The 14,928-nt window shown below is 64.0% G+C and carries 17 protein-coding genes; 9 read left to right on the plus strand and 8 right to left on the minus strand.

Features of this window, described 5'->3' with window-relative positions:
- The first annotated feature begins 86 nt into the window (after positions 1-86).
- A complete protein-coding gene (locus tag ACSMXN_RS15435) occupies positions 87-1,607 on the plus strand; it encodes a DHA2 family efflux MFS transporter permease subunit (protein ID WP_022912893.1) in 1,521 nt (506 codons plus the stop codon).
- 28 nt (positions 1,608-1,635) lie between these two features.
- Here the strand turns inward: ACSMXN_RS15435 and ACSMXN_RS15440 are convergent, their stop codons facing one another.
- The 4 genes from ACSMXN_RS15440 to ACSMXN_RS15455 form a co-directional block, all read right to left on the minus strand.
- Positions 1,636-3,228: an MFS transporter gene (locus ACSMXN_RS15440; RefSeq protein WP_022912892.1), complete on the minus strand. Its 1,593-nt coding sequence runs from the start codon at positions 3,226-3,228 to the stop codon at positions 1,636-1,638.
- A 227-nt stretch (positions 3,229-3,455) separates the two neighbouring features.
- Entirely contained in the window at positions 3,456-4,235 is a 780-nt protein-coding gene (locus tag ACSMXN_RS15445) for an SDR family NAD(P)-dependent oxidoreductase (protein ID WP_022912891.1), read from the minus strand.
- Positions 4,236-4,334: 99 nt separating this feature from the next.
- Positions 4,335-4,979: a glyoxalase gene (locus ACSMXN_RS15450; protein ID WP_022912890.1), complete on the minus strand. Its 645-nt coding sequence runs from the start codon at positions 4,977-4,979 to the stop codon at positions 4,335-4,337.
- Positions 4,980-5,139: 160 nt separating this feature from the next.
- Positions 5,140-5,964 carry a TetR/AcrR family transcriptional regulator C-terminal domain-containing protein gene (locus tag ACSMXN_RS15455; protein ID WP_022912889.1) on the minus strand — a complete coding sequence of 275 codons (825 nt, stop codon included), beginning with the start codon at positions 5,962-5,964 and terminating at the stop codon, positions 5,140-5,142.
- A gap of 39 nt (positions 5,965-6,003) precedes the next feature.
- Between ACSMXN_RS15455 and ACSMXN_RS15460 the strand changes: the two genes are divergently transcribed.
- The 5 genes from ACSMXN_RS15460 to ACSMXN_RS15480 all read left to right on the plus strand — a co-directional run bounded on the left by ACSMXN_RS15460 (position 6,004) and on the right by ACSMXN_RS15480 (position 9,876).
- Entirely contained in the window at positions 6,004-6,942 is a 939-nt protein-coding gene (locus ACSMXN_RS15460) for a daunorubicin resistance protein DrrA family ABC transporter ATP-binding protein (RefSeq protein WP_022912888.1), read from the plus strand.
- Positions 6,943-7,029: 87 nt separating this feature from the next.
- The gene (locus tag ACSMXN_RS15465; RefSeq protein ID WP_035943670.1) at positions 7,030-7,773 is read left to right on the plus strand and encodes an ABC transporter permease; all 744 of its coding nucleotides are present in this window, start codon (positions 7,030-7,032) and stop codon (positions 7,771-7,773) included.
- A gap of 69 nt (positions 7,774-7,842) precedes the next feature.
- The gene (locus tag ACSMXN_RS15470) at positions 7,843-8,157 is read left to right on the plus strand and encodes a metalloregulator ArsR/SmtB family transcription factor (protein ID WP_035943516.1); all 315 of its coding nucleotides are present in this window, start codon (positions 7,843-7,845) and stop codon (positions 8,155-8,157) included.
- A complete protein-coding gene (locus tag ACSMXN_RS15475) occupies positions 8,154-8,975 on the plus strand; it encodes an SRPBCC family protein (protein ID WP_196811237.1) in 822 nt (273 codons plus the stop codon). Before ACSMXN_RS15470 ends, ACSMXN_RS15475 begins: the two co-directional genes overlap by 4 nt.
- 277 nt (positions 8,976-9,252) lie before the next feature.
- Positions 9,253-9,876, plus strand: a complete 624-nt coding sequence (locus ACSMXN_RS15480) for a PaaI family thioesterase (protein ID WP_455407598.1) — start codon at positions 9,253-9,255, stop codon at positions 9,874-9,876.
- Positions 9,877-9,921: 45 nt separating this feature from the next.
- Here the strand turns inward: ACSMXN_RS15480 and ACSMXN_RS15485 are convergent, their stop codons facing one another.
- Positions 9,922-10,131 (minus strand): hypothetical protein, encoded by a 210-nt coding sequence (locus tag ACSMXN_RS15485; protein WP_155958326.1) that lies wholly within the window; start codon positions 10,129-10,131, stop codon positions 9,922-9,924.
- 130 nt (positions 10,132-10,261) lie between these two features.
- On the opposite strand from ACSMXN_RS15485, the gene ACSMXN_RS15490 reads away from it, so the two are divergent.
- On the plus strand, positions 10,262-10,924 hold the full coding sequence (locus ACSMXN_RS15490) for a hypothetical protein (protein ID WP_027139344.1): 663 nt from the start codon (positions 10,262-10,264) through the stop codon (positions 10,922-10,924).
- A 12-nt stretch (positions 10,925-10,936) separates the two neighbouring features.
- Here ACSMXN_RS15490 and ACSMXN_RS15495 read toward each other — a convergent pair whose 3' ends face one another.
- Positions 10,937-11,734 carry an SDR family NAD(P)-dependent oxidoreductase gene (locus ACSMXN_RS15495; protein ID WP_022912882.1) on the minus strand — a complete coding sequence of 266 codons (798 nt, stop codon included), beginning with the start codon at positions 11,732-11,734 and terminating at the stop codon, positions 10,937-10,939.
- 62 nt (positions 11,735-11,796) lie between these two features.
- Positions 11,797-12,372 (minus strand): TetR/AcrR family transcriptional regulator, encoded by a 576-nt coding sequence (locus ACSMXN_RS15500; protein WP_027139343.1) that lies wholly within the window; start codon positions 12,370-12,372, stop codon positions 11,797-11,799.
- A 69-nt stretch (positions 12,373-12,441) separates the two neighbouring features.
- On the opposite strand from ACSMXN_RS15500, the gene ACSMXN_RS15505 reads away from it, so the two are divergent.
- A complete protein-coding gene (locus ACSMXN_RS15505; RefSeq protein ID WP_022912880.1) occupies positions 12,442-12,951 on the plus strand; it encodes a nuclear transport factor 2 family protein in 510 nt (169 codons plus the stop codon).
- Between the two features lie 39 nt (positions 12,952-12,990).
- On the opposite strand, the gene ACSMXN_RS15510 is transcribed toward ACSMXN_RS15505, so the two are convergent.
- Complete coding sequence (locus ACSMXN_RS15510; RefSeq protein WP_022912879.1) at positions 12,991-13,710, minus strand: SDR family oxidoreductase; 720 nt, start codon at positions 13,708-13,710, stop codon at positions 12,991-12,993.
- A gap of 108 nt (positions 13,711-13,818) precedes the next feature.
- On the opposite strand from ACSMXN_RS15510, the gene ACSMXN_RS15515 reads away from it, so the two are divergent.
- Entirely contained in the window at positions 13,819-14,730 is a 912-nt protein-coding gene (locus ACSMXN_RS15515; RefSeq protein WP_022912878.1) for a LysR family transcriptional regulator, read from the plus strand.
- The last annotated feature ends 198 nt before the right edge of the window (positions 14,731-14,928 follow it).

The following is a 14,928-nucleotide window of genomic DNA, read 5'->3' on the forward strand; positions in this document are numbered from 1 at the left end:
ATGCGGCGCGGTGCCGCATAGAAAGGGAGTGCGGGTTGATCGCCAACTCGCCTACACAGAACCAACTGTGACGACAGCGAGGGAAGATGATGTCTGGACTACGTACCGCGTTGGCACCGCTGGTTGGGGGTGCGTCCAAATCCGCTGCGATATCCGCGGACGAACTCGCGAAGCCCGCCCGGACGCCGAACAAGTGGCTGATCCTGATCGCCATGACTGGTTCGCTGTCGATGGTGATGCTCGACCAGACGGTGGTCTCGGTGGCATTGCCGTCGATGACCCGCGATTTGCCGCTCACCGCGTCCGGCCAGCAGTGGGTGATCAGCGCCTACGTTCTGGCAATCGCAGCTCTGGTCGCGTTCGGCGGCAAGCTCGGAGACATGCTGGGGCGGGTAAGCACTTTCCGATGGGGGGTCTTCCTGTTCTTCGTGGCATCGGCGGCGTGCGGGCTGGTGCCAGAAGGTTCGAGTGGCCAGGGTTGCTTGATTGCCGCGCGAGCTATGCAGGGTGTGGGCGCGGCGCTGATGATGCCGGTTTCAGCCTCGATCGTGATGGCGGCCTTTCCGCTGCGCGAACGCGGCCGGGCGATGGCCATGTACGCCGGCATCAGCCAGATCTTTTTGGCCCTCGGTCCGTTGCTGGGTGGCTACCTGACTGAGTACGTGTCGTGGCGGGCAGTGTTCTGGCTGAACGTCCCAGTGGGGATGGCGGCGCTGGTACTAGTGCGGATCGCGCAACCGCCGAATGTTGCCGAGGACTCCTCGCCGTTTCGGGTACGTGATCTGGTTCTGGTCGCGGCCGGTATCGGGACCTCGGTGTTTGCCGTGCAGCAGGCAGGCAATTGGGGTTGGACCGCCGTTTCGACGCTGTCGCTGTTGGCGCTGGGGATTGCGCTCACCGCTGCCTTCGTGGTTATGCAGCTCCGCGAAGCGAACCCCCTGCTCAAAATCCGACTCTTCCAGCATCGCGCCTTCGTGGCGAACGTGGTCGTGATGGGCTTGCTGCAATTCGGGCTGCTCGGTGTGGTGCTGTACAGCTCGCTGTACGGGCAGAATCTGCTCGGTTTCAGCCCCACGCGGGCTGGTGTCAACGCCTTCGCGCTGATCGTTCCCTTGACGGTGGCAGCACAACTCGGTGGGCGTTGGTACGACAAGGTTGGCGTGCGCGGTCCGGTCCTGACTGGCCTCGCCTTCTGCGTGGTCGGGATTATGTTGTGGACTTTGTCGTTACGCCAGCTTGCCTACCCGCCGATGATTCCGGGCATGATCCTGACCGGGATCGGTCTGGGGCTCACGATCAGCCCCACGAACACCGATGGTTTGGGCAGCGTCGCCGCTGAGGATCGGGGCCAGGCATCCGGCCTCATTCAGACGGTTCGGCAGCTCGGCGCAACGCTGGGGATCGCGGTGATAGGTAGCGTGGTGCTAGCCGCGGCGCACAGTGGTCCTCGGTTGGCTGGGCATGCGGCGCAGCAGCACGCTGCAGACGCAATTCAGCTCGGCTTCGGAGTTGCGTCAATCGCGTTCCTGCTCGCTCTGGTAGCTGGGTGGTTGTTGATGCCACGTGTTCGCCCGGCACGGCAGCGAGGTGGAGGACCGACGACCTGAAACCTGACGGATACACGGCTAGCTGCGCTCAGACCCCGGCCGACGCAACAGCGGCTCGATCTTCGACCTCTACCTCGTCGCCGGCCACTGCCTGGTCGTCTGCGTCTGCGCTAACGACGGCGTCCCGGCGCGGGAGCAGAATCGCGACCGCTATCGCGGCGACGACCGCGGCGCCGGCCGCGACGAAGAAGGCCAGATGGAATCCGTCAATGAACGCCGAGTTGGCCTTGGCCGCAACCGGTCCGCCGATGTGGGCAGCGACTGCGAGTGAGTCACGGGCCTTGTCCAGGACGGTAGCAGGGGCCCCCGGCAGGGTCAGGCTGTTGCGGTAGACGGCGGTCATGATGCTGCCGAGGACCGCGATGCCGAGTGCGCCGCCGACCTCACGAGACAGGTCGTTCATCGCTGACGCCACACCCTGCTGACGCCTGGGCAAAGCGGAGGTGATGGCGCTGGTGGCGGGCGTCATGGCCGCGCCCATTCCGGCGCCGAGGACTAGCAGGCCGACAGCCATCACCCAGTGCGAGGTGGTAGCGCTCATCTGGGCGATGATCACCAAACCGCCCGCGATTCCAATCAGGCCGGTCACGCAGACTTGACGTGAACCGAACTTGGCGGCGAGCTTGGGAGCCAAGCGGGAGACTGGCATCATCGTCGCGGCCATCGGCAGCATGCTGACAGCAGCAATCAGCGCGGAATCATGACGAACGATCTGCAGATACTGCAGTACCAAGAAGATGAATCCGTAGAAGGCGAAGAACTGGATGAAAATAGACAGGCTGCCCGCGCTCAAGCCGTGGCGCTTGAAGATCCGCGGGTTGAGCATCGGGTTGGTCTGCCTGAGCTCGTAGCGGACGAATCCGACGACGACGAACAGGCCGAGTCCAATTCCGACGAGCGTGCTGGCCGACAACCACCCGGCGGTAGGAGCTTCGATGATCGAGTACACGAGGGCGACCAGACCAACCACTGACAGAAGTGCACCACCAACGTCCAACCGAGGGGCGTTCTTGTCAGCCGACTCGGGCACGACGATGAACGTCCCGATGAGGGCGAGCGCGGCGAGGACGATGTTGACCGCGAATACCGAGCGCCATGAGAAAGCCTCCAGTAGCGCTCCGGAGACCACGACGCCGAGAACCGCTGCGCCACCGGCGACACCGGCCCAGATGCTGACCGCTTTCACCCGTTGCGCTGGCGGGAAGGTGCCGGTGATGGTCGACAAGGTTGCCGGCATGACGAGCGCGGCGCCGAGGCCTATCACCCCTCGCAGGACGATCAGAACGTTTGCATCAGACGCCGTCATGGCCACAGCCGAGCCGATCCCGAAGATGCCGAGCCCGATGAGCAGCCAGCGGCGGCGACCGTAGCGGTCGCCGAGGGCTCCTCCGGGAAGCAGCAAGGCGGCGAAGACCAAGGAGTAGGCGTCGATAATCCAGGACAGCTGGGTCTGCGACGCGTGCGTCGAGCGTGCGATGTCGGGCAGCGCAACATTGAGTGAGGACATCGCGGCCGTGACGGCGGCTAGAGCGATGCAGACGACAGCGGTGACGGCGCCGTGACGGACCGCGGGTCGAGCGGCCCGGGTGGCCGGGGTGGCCGGGGCGAGCGTGGTGTTCATCGGAGTTCCTTCGTGACGGAGGGATGACCAGTTGACGTCCCAGATCCTCCGAGAAGGTCCTCCAAAACCGCTTCAACTCCACCGTCGCGACTTTTGGACCGACTTCGTGTTCCTCACGGTCAGTTCGCTCTCGCAGGTTCGCGTCGGGCAGTCGAGACTGTGACGGCCCGATCACCGGCGTGAACAGCCGAGCGGCCGGGTCCTTTCGCGCGGGTCCGGCTCGCGAATCAGGTGGTTCGGTAGCGCGTGGCAACCTGCGGACTCTGGCCACCGAACGCAGCCAAATCGGCGTCGAACACCGTCTGCAGAAGGCGGTAATCCTCGACGCCGGGAGCACAGACAACTTCGCCTAGCTCCAGGCCGCGGAACGAAGCGGTGACAACATCGTCGGCGCTCATCCGGGGCACTGCCGAGAGGTCAAAGCCCTGCACGCTGTGGAATTCAGTGGCCACGACACCCGGGCAGAGCACCTGCACCCTCACGCCGGTGCCTTCCAGTTCCGCACTGAGCGTTTGAGACATTGCCACCGCGTGGGCCAGCGTTCCCGCATAGATGGCCCTGCGGGGCATCTGGGAGGCCGCGGCCGGTCCGGAAAATGCGATCATTCCGGCCACGCTCACGATCGTTCCGCTGCCGCGGGCGAGCATCCCAGGTACCGCCGCGCGACTGAGCATGGTCGGCGCGACGACCTTGACGTGCACGAGCTCGCGGGCCTGTTCGGCAGATAGATCCGCGAGCGGCATGTAATGCGCGAGCCCGGCGTTGTTGACGAGCATCGTGAGGGGTTGGCCTGCGCACAGGTCAGCCACGGTGTCGATGCCATCGTCGTCGGACAAGTCAGCAACGACGACCTGAATGTGAACATCGGGCAGCGATGCGGCGAGCTCCTCGAGCCGGTCCCCCCGGCGTGCGACGACGATCAGGTCATAGCCGTCGGCGGCAAGTCGCTGAGCGAAAGCTTTGCCGATACCGGAGGAAGCACCTGTAACGAGCGCGAGTGCGGACATGATTTCGGTTCCTCAGCAGGGAAGTCGTCGGTCGCCGTGGTCGGCGTCGACGTCATCGTTCGAGCGTAGCGACCACACTATCGACGCGAGCCGAACAATTCACTCACGAAGCAGCCCATCGGACCGGTTGCTAACCGGCACGCCACCCCAAAGGAACCCGTCTGGATCAGTGAACGAGCCAGATTCGCTGCCGATGACGAGGCGGTGGGACCCGGTGCCCTCCGCGTGGACACCCGCGTCCTTCGCCAGGGCACGTCGCCCATACAGCGCCAGCTTGATCTGAGTAGACGGAAGGTCGAACTCGACGTACTTGCTTCCGAAGCTCTTCGCCACGGCCAGCCCGCGATCGAGGTAGAACCGCTTGCTCGCTTTCACGTCTTCGACTCCGAGCAATAGCACGACGTCATCGACCTGCCGGGTCGCCGGGCCCGAGTTCTTCTTCGCCGACGTTGCGACCTTCCAGATCGACCCGTCCGGCGCTCGAACCACACCGCCGTAACCCCAAAAACCCTTCGTAGCAGGCTTGAGCGCGGTCGCTCCCGCCTCGATCGCGGTGCCGATGAGACTGTCGACGATGCTCGGCTGCGACACGACGAGCGACAGCGTAAACGCACGGAAGCCGCTGGTCGGTGCTACCGAGGCGCGGACGCGGACCTTGTCACCGAGGCCGAACGCTGCGCTGTAAAAGGCCTCTGCGGCCACTGGGTCAGGTACTTCGAGGGTGACGGAATCGATGGAGTTCATGACCCCTCCTGGATCGGATCGTGGTCGGCCTGCGGAAGAGCGCTCGAGTAAGTGGTTATGTCCATGGCGCTCACGCTATGCGGGATGCGTCGTAGGACGCTTCTCGATTCCTGCTCGGTATGGCGGCGATCCAGCCACCGCGGCGCCGCCCCTCGTGCGGTCAAGTCTTCGTTGCTCCCCGCCGACGAACCGGTTTGGGTCCGCTCGCATTGATAAGGGCCTCGGCTCCGTCGAGAATGCGATCGACGCCGAAGAGAAATTCCTCCTGCTCGTTGAAGCCGGATGGATCGTCACCGAGCTCCTTCGACCAGGCGAGCTTATACAATAAGGGATAAGTCTCTTGATCGACCAGTTGTCGAAGCAGTGCCTCGAAACTTTGCGCACCGCTCGTTGGAGCTCCGGCTTCGTTCGCACGCGCCGCCGCGCGAGCCGCGTCGTGAGCCATCCGGGCCTCGCTAAGGGTGTACGAGCTGAGCAACCCGATCACCCGCAACTTGTCCGCGTCAGTAAGCCCTGTCCCGTCGAGCGTCTCCAAGCCACGCTCGACAAAGGTCAGAGAGTTCGGGGCGAGCGGTGGAGCGGCCATCGGCATCTGGGTGATCCATGGGTGCTGATCGATCATTTCGCGTTGCACCAAAGCCCAATCGCGCAGTCTCGCCCGCCAGCCATCCCCCCTCAGTACGAGCGTCTCGGCACCCTGCGCACTCGCATTCCACATCAGCTGCAGTAGCTCGTCCTTGCTCGTGACGTAGCGGTAGAGCGACATCGTCGTGAAGTTGAGTTCTCTGGCCACCCGGGCCATCGAGACCCCATCCAGGCCCTCAGCATCGGCGAGTCTGATCGCTACCTCGACGATGGCATCGATCGAAAGTCCAGGCTTTGGTCCACGCAGGCCTCGTCCGCGTCGGCCCCAGAGCAGGTCAAGCCCGGGCGGAAGCGGTGGCTCCTGCTCGTGAAGCAACGGCTTATCACTGCGTTTCGGCATGGGTTGACTATAACTGTGTACCGGATATACCGTCTGTATATGCTGTACACAGTTCTTGCCCATGGAATCTGCAAATCGTTTGGCTCAAGAGTCGTCCTCGACCAGGTGGACCTAAGTGTCGAGACCGGATCCGTCCTAGCACTGCTCGGGCCGAACGGCGCCGGGAAGACCACGATGGTGCGCATCCTGGCCACTCTCGTGCGACCTGACGCCGGCTCGGCCACGATTGCTGGCCATGACATCCTCGCCGACCCAATCGGCGTCAAGCGCTCGATCAGCCTCACCGGCCAGAGCGCTGCGGTGGATGACGTGCTGACTGGGCGAGAGAACCTGGAGATGATGGCGCAGCTACTGCACCTTCCGCGTCGCACCGTTCGCGCCCGCACTGATGAACTGCTGGTCGAGTTTGGCCTGCTCGATGCGCGAGATCGACGGGTCGGCACGTATTCGGGGGGTATGCGCCGCCGCCTGGACCTCGCCATCAGCATGATCGAGCGACCACGGTTGGTGTTCCTCGATGAGCCGACGACCGGCCTGGACCCACGTAGTCGCGAACAGCTTTGGGGCACGGTTCGGCGCTTCGTGGATGAGGGAGTCACCGTTGTACTGACCACCCAATATCTCGAAGAGGCTGACCAGCTCGCCGACACGATCGTCATGCTCGACGGCGGGCGAGTTGTGGCACAAGGTAGTGCCGACGCATTGAAAGCAAGTCTTGGATCGGAACTTGTCCGGCTTCACTTTGGCGATGCCGTCGGTTACGAAAAGGCTTTGGCCGGTCTGGAAGCAGCCGATGCTGACGATCGGCTACACATCATCGATGTTGCCACCGGCGGCTCGGCGGCCGAAGTACTCGCCCTACTCGAACGGCTCCAAGCCGAGGGAGCGCCGGCGCTCAAGGTGTCGACGCACCGTCCGAGTCTCGATGACGTGTTTCTGTCTCTCACCGGCGGTGCTGGCACCGGCGAAGCAAGCTGACTTTCTCGTTCGAAACGAAGGAGCTTTACCATCGTGACAACCATTGAGACCTTGAAGCTCTCTCACCACCTGGCAGACGCCCGCGTGATGGTTCGGCGTTCGATACGCCGTTCATCGCGGGATCCGGAAGCATTCTTCACTGCCCTCATGCTGCCGATCGTCCTGATGCTGCTGTTCGTCTATGTGTTTGGCGGCGCGCTGAACACGGGCGGCTCCTACGTCGACTACGTGGTGCCCGGACTGATCGTGTTGTGTGCCGGGTTCGGCGCCGGCACGACTGCGGTGGCGGTGGCGACCGACATGACCAACGGCATCATTGATCGCTTCCGATCGATGCCGATCTACGGCTCCTCGATTCTGCTTGGTCACGTCGTGGCCAGCCTGGCCCGTAACCTGATCGCAACCGCGCTCGTCATCGGAGTCGGTCTAGCCGTCGGCTGGAGACCCTCTGGGACGCCTCTGGCTTGGCTCGGAGCGGTCGGCATGATCGTGCTCTTCGTGCTCGCGCTGTCTTGGCTTGCGGCCGCGGTGGGGTTGCTGGCTCGCAGTCCCGAGGCCGCGAACTCATTCACGATCGTGTTGATGTTCATTCCCTACGTCAGCACAGCATTCGTGCCCGCTCACACGATGCCCGCGGTGCTGCGCGGCTTCGCCGATCACCAGCCGTTCACCCCGATCGTCGAGACCATGCGCGGCCTGTGGATGGGACGCACCTCGACCGGTGCAAGCGTCGGGCACGAGGCCTGGATCGCGATCGCATATTGCCTGGCCATCCTCCTCGTGTCGACCGTTGGTTCTTCCTGGTTGTTCCGGCATCGGACTGCAACCTGATCCTGCCGCGGCGATCGCGAGTCCGCGACGTTGACAGCCACTGACCGTTAGCCGTAACTTGCGTTAGTCATGACTAACGCATCTGTCTTGCTCGACGCTCTGGCCGAACCGACCCGGCGCGCCATCCTCGAGCGCCTCGTCGCACAACCGTCTGCGGTGACCGACATCGCTCGCGAGATGCCGATCTCACGATCTGCGGTGTCGCAGCACTTGCAGATCCTGAAGTCCGTTGGTCTGGTCACCGATCACGCCGAAGGCACGCGACGCGTCTACCGGGTCGAACCGGACGCCCTTGCGATCATCCACTCCTATTTCGAGGCGTTCTGGAAGAGATCACTCATGTCCTTCCAACACGCCGCTCAACGATCCGAAGGAACGACATGACGACAACCGATGCCACCACCGTCAGCACGTCGGTCGAGGTCGACGCCCCGATCGCACGCGCGTTCCACGTCTTCACCGCCGAGATCGACACCTGGTGGGACAAGGACAAGCACATTCTCGAGGCACCCTTGGCCGAGATGGTGTTCGAGCCCTTCGTCGGCGGCAACATCATCGACCGCGGCACCGATGGCAGCGAATGCCGTTGGGCCCGCGTACTGGCATACGAACCACCCAGCCGGGTCTCTTTCAGCTGGGACATCAACATCCAATGGCAAATCGAGACCGATCCCGAACGAGCCAGCGAGGTTGAGATCACGTTTACCGAACTGACGCCCGAGCGCACCAGGGTCGTCCTGACTCACCGATACCTGGATCGGCACGGTGAGGGTTGGGAGGGTATGCGCGATGCCGTTGGCAGTGGCTGGCGCCTGACACCCTTCGCCGATCGGATCGTCTCGGCAAGCCGCGTCGCCGGAAGGCGACTACCGATCATCAGCGATGACACGATGCAGGCCCGTCTGGGGCGGACGTCGACTTACACGGCGGTACTTTTGCGCGCGACCGACGCGTTCATCCGTCCGGCCGTTGACTCGATCGTGTGGGAGCACGGCCGACGGAACATGTCGCTCGCCGAGGCAGGTCTGCTACCGGTCGTCCTCCCGGTCACCGATGACAGCGACCTCGCCGGCATCGGCGTCTTTGCTGCAACCATTGAGGAAATGCGCGTGATCATGGACGACGACCCCGGCGTACGCGCGGGCATCTTCAGCTACGAAGTCCATCCGGTTCGTGGATTTCCTGGAGCGTCCCTACCCTAGACCGCCCCGCCCTAGACGACCCTGCCCCGGACGACCCTGCCCCGGACGACCCTGCCCCCGGACGACCCTGCCTAGAGGTCCCCGATCGACCCAATAGCACCTGCCGAACCTTGGTGTATTGCTCGTCGGGCTGGCGCATCTCAGGTTTAGGGAACCGGTCACAAACCCTTCGGTTCAGGCCACCGCTGTCGTTTCATTCAAAGAGCGAGTGGCGCGCCGCGGTGGTGTGTCGGCGTCTACCGATCGAGGTGGGCCGCTTCTCGATCGAGGAGGAACAGTGTTGCCCGACAACACACTTTCGGGTGACGCCAGCCTTCCGGTGGTGCCCGAACCCGGCCAGCTCGACTCGAACCAACTAGCCCTGCGGCGTTTGACCCGGGCTGTTCGTGCGATACAAGATCGGGTAGTCGGCTTGGAGGCGCCCACGGATGTTGTCGTCGACACGGCCAGCGCACTTGAGCGCCTGGCGGTCGAGATCGAGCCGTACCGCGTTGACCCGGATCGGGAACCGAGCTGGGACGACCTCGCCCGCACAGCGAACACCCGCATCCTGAATCCCGTGTTGATCAAGGACTCGGTGGAGAACGGGCGCCTACACGGCCGGGTGACGTTCACCCAGTTCTACGCCGGCGCGAATGGAGCTGTGCACGGAGGCGCGTTGCCGATGTTCTTCGATGAGGCGCTTGCCCAACTGGCAAACATCGGCGGCCTTACGCGTACCGCATTCCTCAAGGTCGACTACCGCAAGGTCACCCCGATCGGCAAGGAGTTGCGAGTCGAGGCGTGGCTGGATCGGGTCGAGGGCCGCAAGCGGTTCGTCAATGGCGCCCTCTACCACGGCGACGACGTCACCGCCGAGGCCACATCGCTCTTCGTCGCTCTTCGACCGGGTGCTGCCTGAACCACCTGCGCGACGTGTGTGCCTCAGCTAGGTTCGCTTGAGCGGTCAGTGCTCGGCCGAACCGATCGCAACAGCAAACTGCTCCTCGAACCGAACTTCATCGTTGGGCCTGTGGAAGCCGATTTGTGCCCGATCGATATGGCGAAGCGTGAGTAACTCGTCCAGGTCTGCGAGGCTGGCGCCAGACGGCAGCGTCAACCAGGTCCCGATGTGCCAGGCGCCGTCCGCAGTCGGCCAGGCCATGTACTGACTCATGACCATGACGCTACGCCCCAAAACACGTCACGGGTGCTTGCTGCGTCTGCGCACCACGGGCGCAAGCTAAAACAGAATGAGGTCGTCGCCGGTTGCGGCGGTTCCCGCCCTGCTCATACCGTAAGGAGCGATGAGTACGGCCTTGAACGGCATCCCAGCCGCGCAGCCGCTGACCACCGGGCGGCACGGCCAGCGAGCGCGCGGTCCGGGGGCCGGCGCTCACCTGGCCTTATCGATGCGGCGGGTAAAGCCCGACGTGGCCCGTGATATCGCGCAGTGGTTCCTCGCGGCGCCAGCACTGGGCAACGACAGCTTGGTGAGCGCGGCATACCGAGATCTCCAGCTACAGACAGATCGCCAGTTCGCACAACTCACCGACCCGGATGGGCCCTTCGGCTACACCGTCTCGTGGACGAAACATCCGACGCCCTACTCGACAGCGACCGAGTTGATCGGCGCGGTACGCGCGACCGGCGTCCTTGAAGTGACAGCAGCACGCGTCGAGCGCAACCGCCTTCACCCAGCGCTGGATTGTGGAATCGGCGGTGCTTACGACCGATTACGAGCCGTCCATGACATCGTCGGACACGTCATGACCGGTTACGGATTCGATCGGGACGCTGAGTACTCGGCTTGGTTGCGGCAAAGCCAGCTTTATTGCGGACTGGCTCGCTGGGCAGCGGGGACTGAGTTCCATGCCGAGCACAGCGTCGTGTGGACCACCCGACAGTTTCCCGAGCATAAAGCCGTGCTGCTGCCACGGTCGTTGCTCAAACGATCCAGCACATCGTGATTCGCACCCTCGTTACAGCGAAGCGCCCTCCCACCAGGCACCGAGTGCAATCCGTTGCTGGCGGGCCGCGGCCGACATTGGCAGATATCCGGCGTCGTCGTCCGCCAGTCCCCAGTTGTGCAGCGGGACTTCACCCAAGCAGTCCAGGGCAACCCTCGCGACGTTAGCGGGAGATGCGGTACCCGGCGGAACGTCGTTGATGCCCTTCTTGGTGAGCAGCTCACGGAAGGCGGGCGTGTCGGTCATGCCTAGCACCAAATCGAGGACGTCGACCCCGTAGGGGCGTAGTTCCGCCCAGAGTGACTCGCCGAAGTTCAGTTCGAAGGCCTTCGTTGCGGTATAGATCGCAAGGTGACTGCCGCCGCCGTAGCAGGCTCCTGAGTTGACCAGGAGGATGCCGCCCCTCCCCCGGTCGCGCATAGCCCGGCCGAGGTGGTGACACATCCGCATCGTCGTAACCACATTTCGCTGGACCAGACGTTCCCAAGCTGTCAGGTCAAGGTCGAGGAATCGGGCGCCATGCGGATCGGCACCGGCGTTGGCGACGTACAGTCCGATCTCCCGATCATCAACCGCCGCCAGCACCTGTTGATCGGCATCGGCGGCAGACAGGTCGGCCGTCGCGATGACACACTCAAGGCCGGTTTCGGTCCGGATCTGGTCGGCGACTTCTCGCAGCGGGCCTTGCCTGCGCGCAATCAAGACACACGGCAGCCCTCTGGCCGCGATCTGGCGTGCGAGCTCTCGACCGGTGCCCTCCGACGCGCCCGATACCAGCGCCCACGGCCCGTATTTTTCGCTGAATGTCATTGCGGTCTCCAATGCGGTTGGGTTCGGCGCGCTCGCCTGGAACGTGGTTACGCCGTCGCTGGTCAGGGCCGCAGCGCTCGCACCAACAGGTCCGCAACGTCATCAGTCGGGTGTCGCCGTTCGGTGAATGGATGGATGAACACCCGGTAGAGGGCGGCGCCGATGATGACGTCGAGGACCGTGTCGGGGTCGACCGAAGGATCAACTGAATCGTGCGGTGCGGCCGCCAGGACGGCTCGGAATGCCGGCCGCACGCCCTGGCCCATGTCCTGCATCAGGCGACGGTATTCAGGGTTTTCAGTGCCGCGCACCGCCAGGATGCCCGGGAAGGCGGCTCGCGACATCGGCGTGTCGAACAGCTCGAGGTAGGTATCGACGAATCGACGAAGGTCGGTTTTCAGATCGCCGGTCGGTTCGAGTTCAAGCTCGTCCAAGCTGGGATTCGTCGCAGTGAGGATCAGCTCCAGGCGCGAAGGCCACCGTCGATAAATCGCCGAAGCCCCGACGCCGGCACGACGAGCCACGGCCTGCACCGTTGTCGCGGCAAAGCCCTCGTCGGCCAGGAGTTCGCGAGTGGCCTTGAGGACCGCCTCGTCGATTCGGGGATCGCGTGGCCGTCCGATCGTTGACTCGCCCATGTTCACGTCCTTGACCACATACGAATCACGCTGCACTGTAACTTAACTAGACCACCTGGAGGAATAGACATGAGTGACGAAGAGGTACACGAACTACGGGTTCAGCTCGATCGTGTACTCGAGCGGGTGCAAGCGTTGGAAGATCAGGTCGCGCTCGGCCAGCTCGCAGCCCGTTACGGTCCAGCCGCAGACTACGGCGATGCGGACGCAGTCGCCGATCTATGGGTCGAGGACGGCGTCTACGACGCACCGCCGCACGGCCGATGGGCCGGCAGGAGCGAAATCGCGGACATGATCAACGGCGGTCACCAGCAAGGCATCAGAGCCGGCATGGCCCACGTCCTGACCTACCCTCGCATCGTCGTGGACGGTGACACCGCCCGTGGATGGAACTACGCCATGAACATCCGCTGGGACGCCGAGGCGGACCAGTTCCACGTCCGCCGTCTCTCGGCGAACGAGTGGACCTTCCGCCGGGTTGACGACACCTGGCGGGTCGTTGAGCGCGTCAACCGCAACATGGAAGGATCCGACGAGGCGCGCGGCACCTTTCGCGGCAGCGCTGAATTGGATTACTGACTAAGGGTTTTCCTACTCAATGTGGGCGGGCGGCGATGCTTAGGCCAGAACCGTCCCGCCGTCGACGGTGATCACTACACCAGTGCCGTGTAGCTGCTCCATCGCGTAGACATAGGCGAGCGCGACATCCTCGACCTCGGCTACGCGTCCCAGCGGCACGGCATCAGCGACACTGTCATACATCGCGTTCCGGTCCTGGTCTGACATGCTGGACCACAACGGGCTGCGCACCACTCCGGGTGCGACCGCGTTCACGCGCAGCGGAGCCAGCTCGATGGCGAGAGCGCGAGTCAGGGCGTTCATCGCCCCGCACACGCTTGCGGCGAGGGCCCAGCCGGCTCCGGGGCGAACCGCAGCGGTGCCGCTGGTCAACGTAACTGAACCGAGAGCTGGCAGTAGCGGTGCTGCCGCCCGCACGACGGCGATCGCGCCGAGCAACCTGGTCTCGAAGAAGGAACGGGCGGTGTCAGAGGTCAGGTTGGCGAGCGGCACCATTTCGAGCGCTTCGCCAGCGGTATAGGCGAGATGATCGAACGGGCCGTGCTGTTGTAGCAGTGTTGCAATGGACGCGTCATCGGCGAGGTCGACCGTCGCTCCTTCGGCGCCAGCGGGCAGCGCCGCGAGTGCAGTGTCGACGCTGGTCCGGCGGCGCGATGCGACGATCGGGGTGGCACCTCGCTCGGCGACCGCTCCAGCGACGGCGAGCCCGATGCCGGAAGTGCCGCCAACGATGAGGACGCGGGATCCGGAAATGGTCATAGTGCAGCCCTTTCGATCGAGATTGTCACTAACCACTCTCGGTGTGCCGGCGAGCTGCGTCCAAGACCTGAACCGTCGGATCCGATACCTGGAAGGTATGGTTGACCGATGCCGATGGACCTCGACCTGCGCAAGTTGCGGTACTTCGCTGCTGTTGCCGAGACAGGTAATCTCACACGCGCCGCCGAGCAGCTACATATCGCCCAGCCGGTGCTCACCCGGCAGATTCGGGCGCTCGAGGCCGAACTGCATGCCACCCTGTTCAGCCGGTCGGCCCGAGGCACGGACCTAACGCCTGCCGGCCGCCAACTGTTGGAGGACGCCCGCCCGCTTCTGCAGTCGTCCGTGGCCCTGCAGCGACGGGTACGCACTGCAGAGCGCGGGTCATCCCGGTTCACCATCGGCTTCATGCCGGGGCTGGTCGTGACCGCGGCGGCCAGGCAGTTCCGCGCGCGGCACCCCGGCCTGGACGTTGACGTCCTGCGCACCTCGTGGGCCGATCAGACCGAGGTCGTGCACGACGGCCGCGTCGACGTGAGCTTCGTACGCGCACCGTTCGACGAGCGCAACCTCAAACAGTTGCCGTTGTTCACCGAGGGCCGTGTCGTCGCACTGCCCGCCAATCATCCGCTGGCGAAACGGGATTCGATTCCCGTCGCCGACCTGGCCGACCTCTATCTGCTGGAATCACCGGACCTCGTACCGGAGTGGCGGGCGATCGCGACCGAATTCCGCACCGGTACCTCCAGTCAGCGACGACCGATACGAAGTATGGAGGAGAAACTCGAACACGTCGCAGCGGAGCAAGGCATCGCGATCATCCCGCGCTCGACCGCGCATTATTACGTCCGCGCGGACGTGGCCTACGTACCCGTGCCCGACATTGCTCCGAGCCGGGTCGTGCTCGTCTGGGTCAAGGGCCGCGACCGCGAGGACATCGGGGACTTCGTGCAGATCGCCCAGGCCGCGGTCACGGGGCCACCACGCGACAACGACCTGTCGCCTTCGGCGTCGGCCTGACGCGCCACCTTCTTGCCCGATCCCGTTCCTCTCGGTTCTCTTGCTTGCGTACACAATCAACGCGTGTCATTCGCTGATCAGCAGGTTCGAACCTAGACAGCTGCGGTCGGCTTGTGCTACGGCACGCAGCCGGAGGCGGCTTGACACCCAGATTTGGACGGATCTTGGTAGCTATCCGAATCAGCAATACGGTAGAGC

The organism is Parajatrophihabitans canadensis (assembly GCF_053764775.1).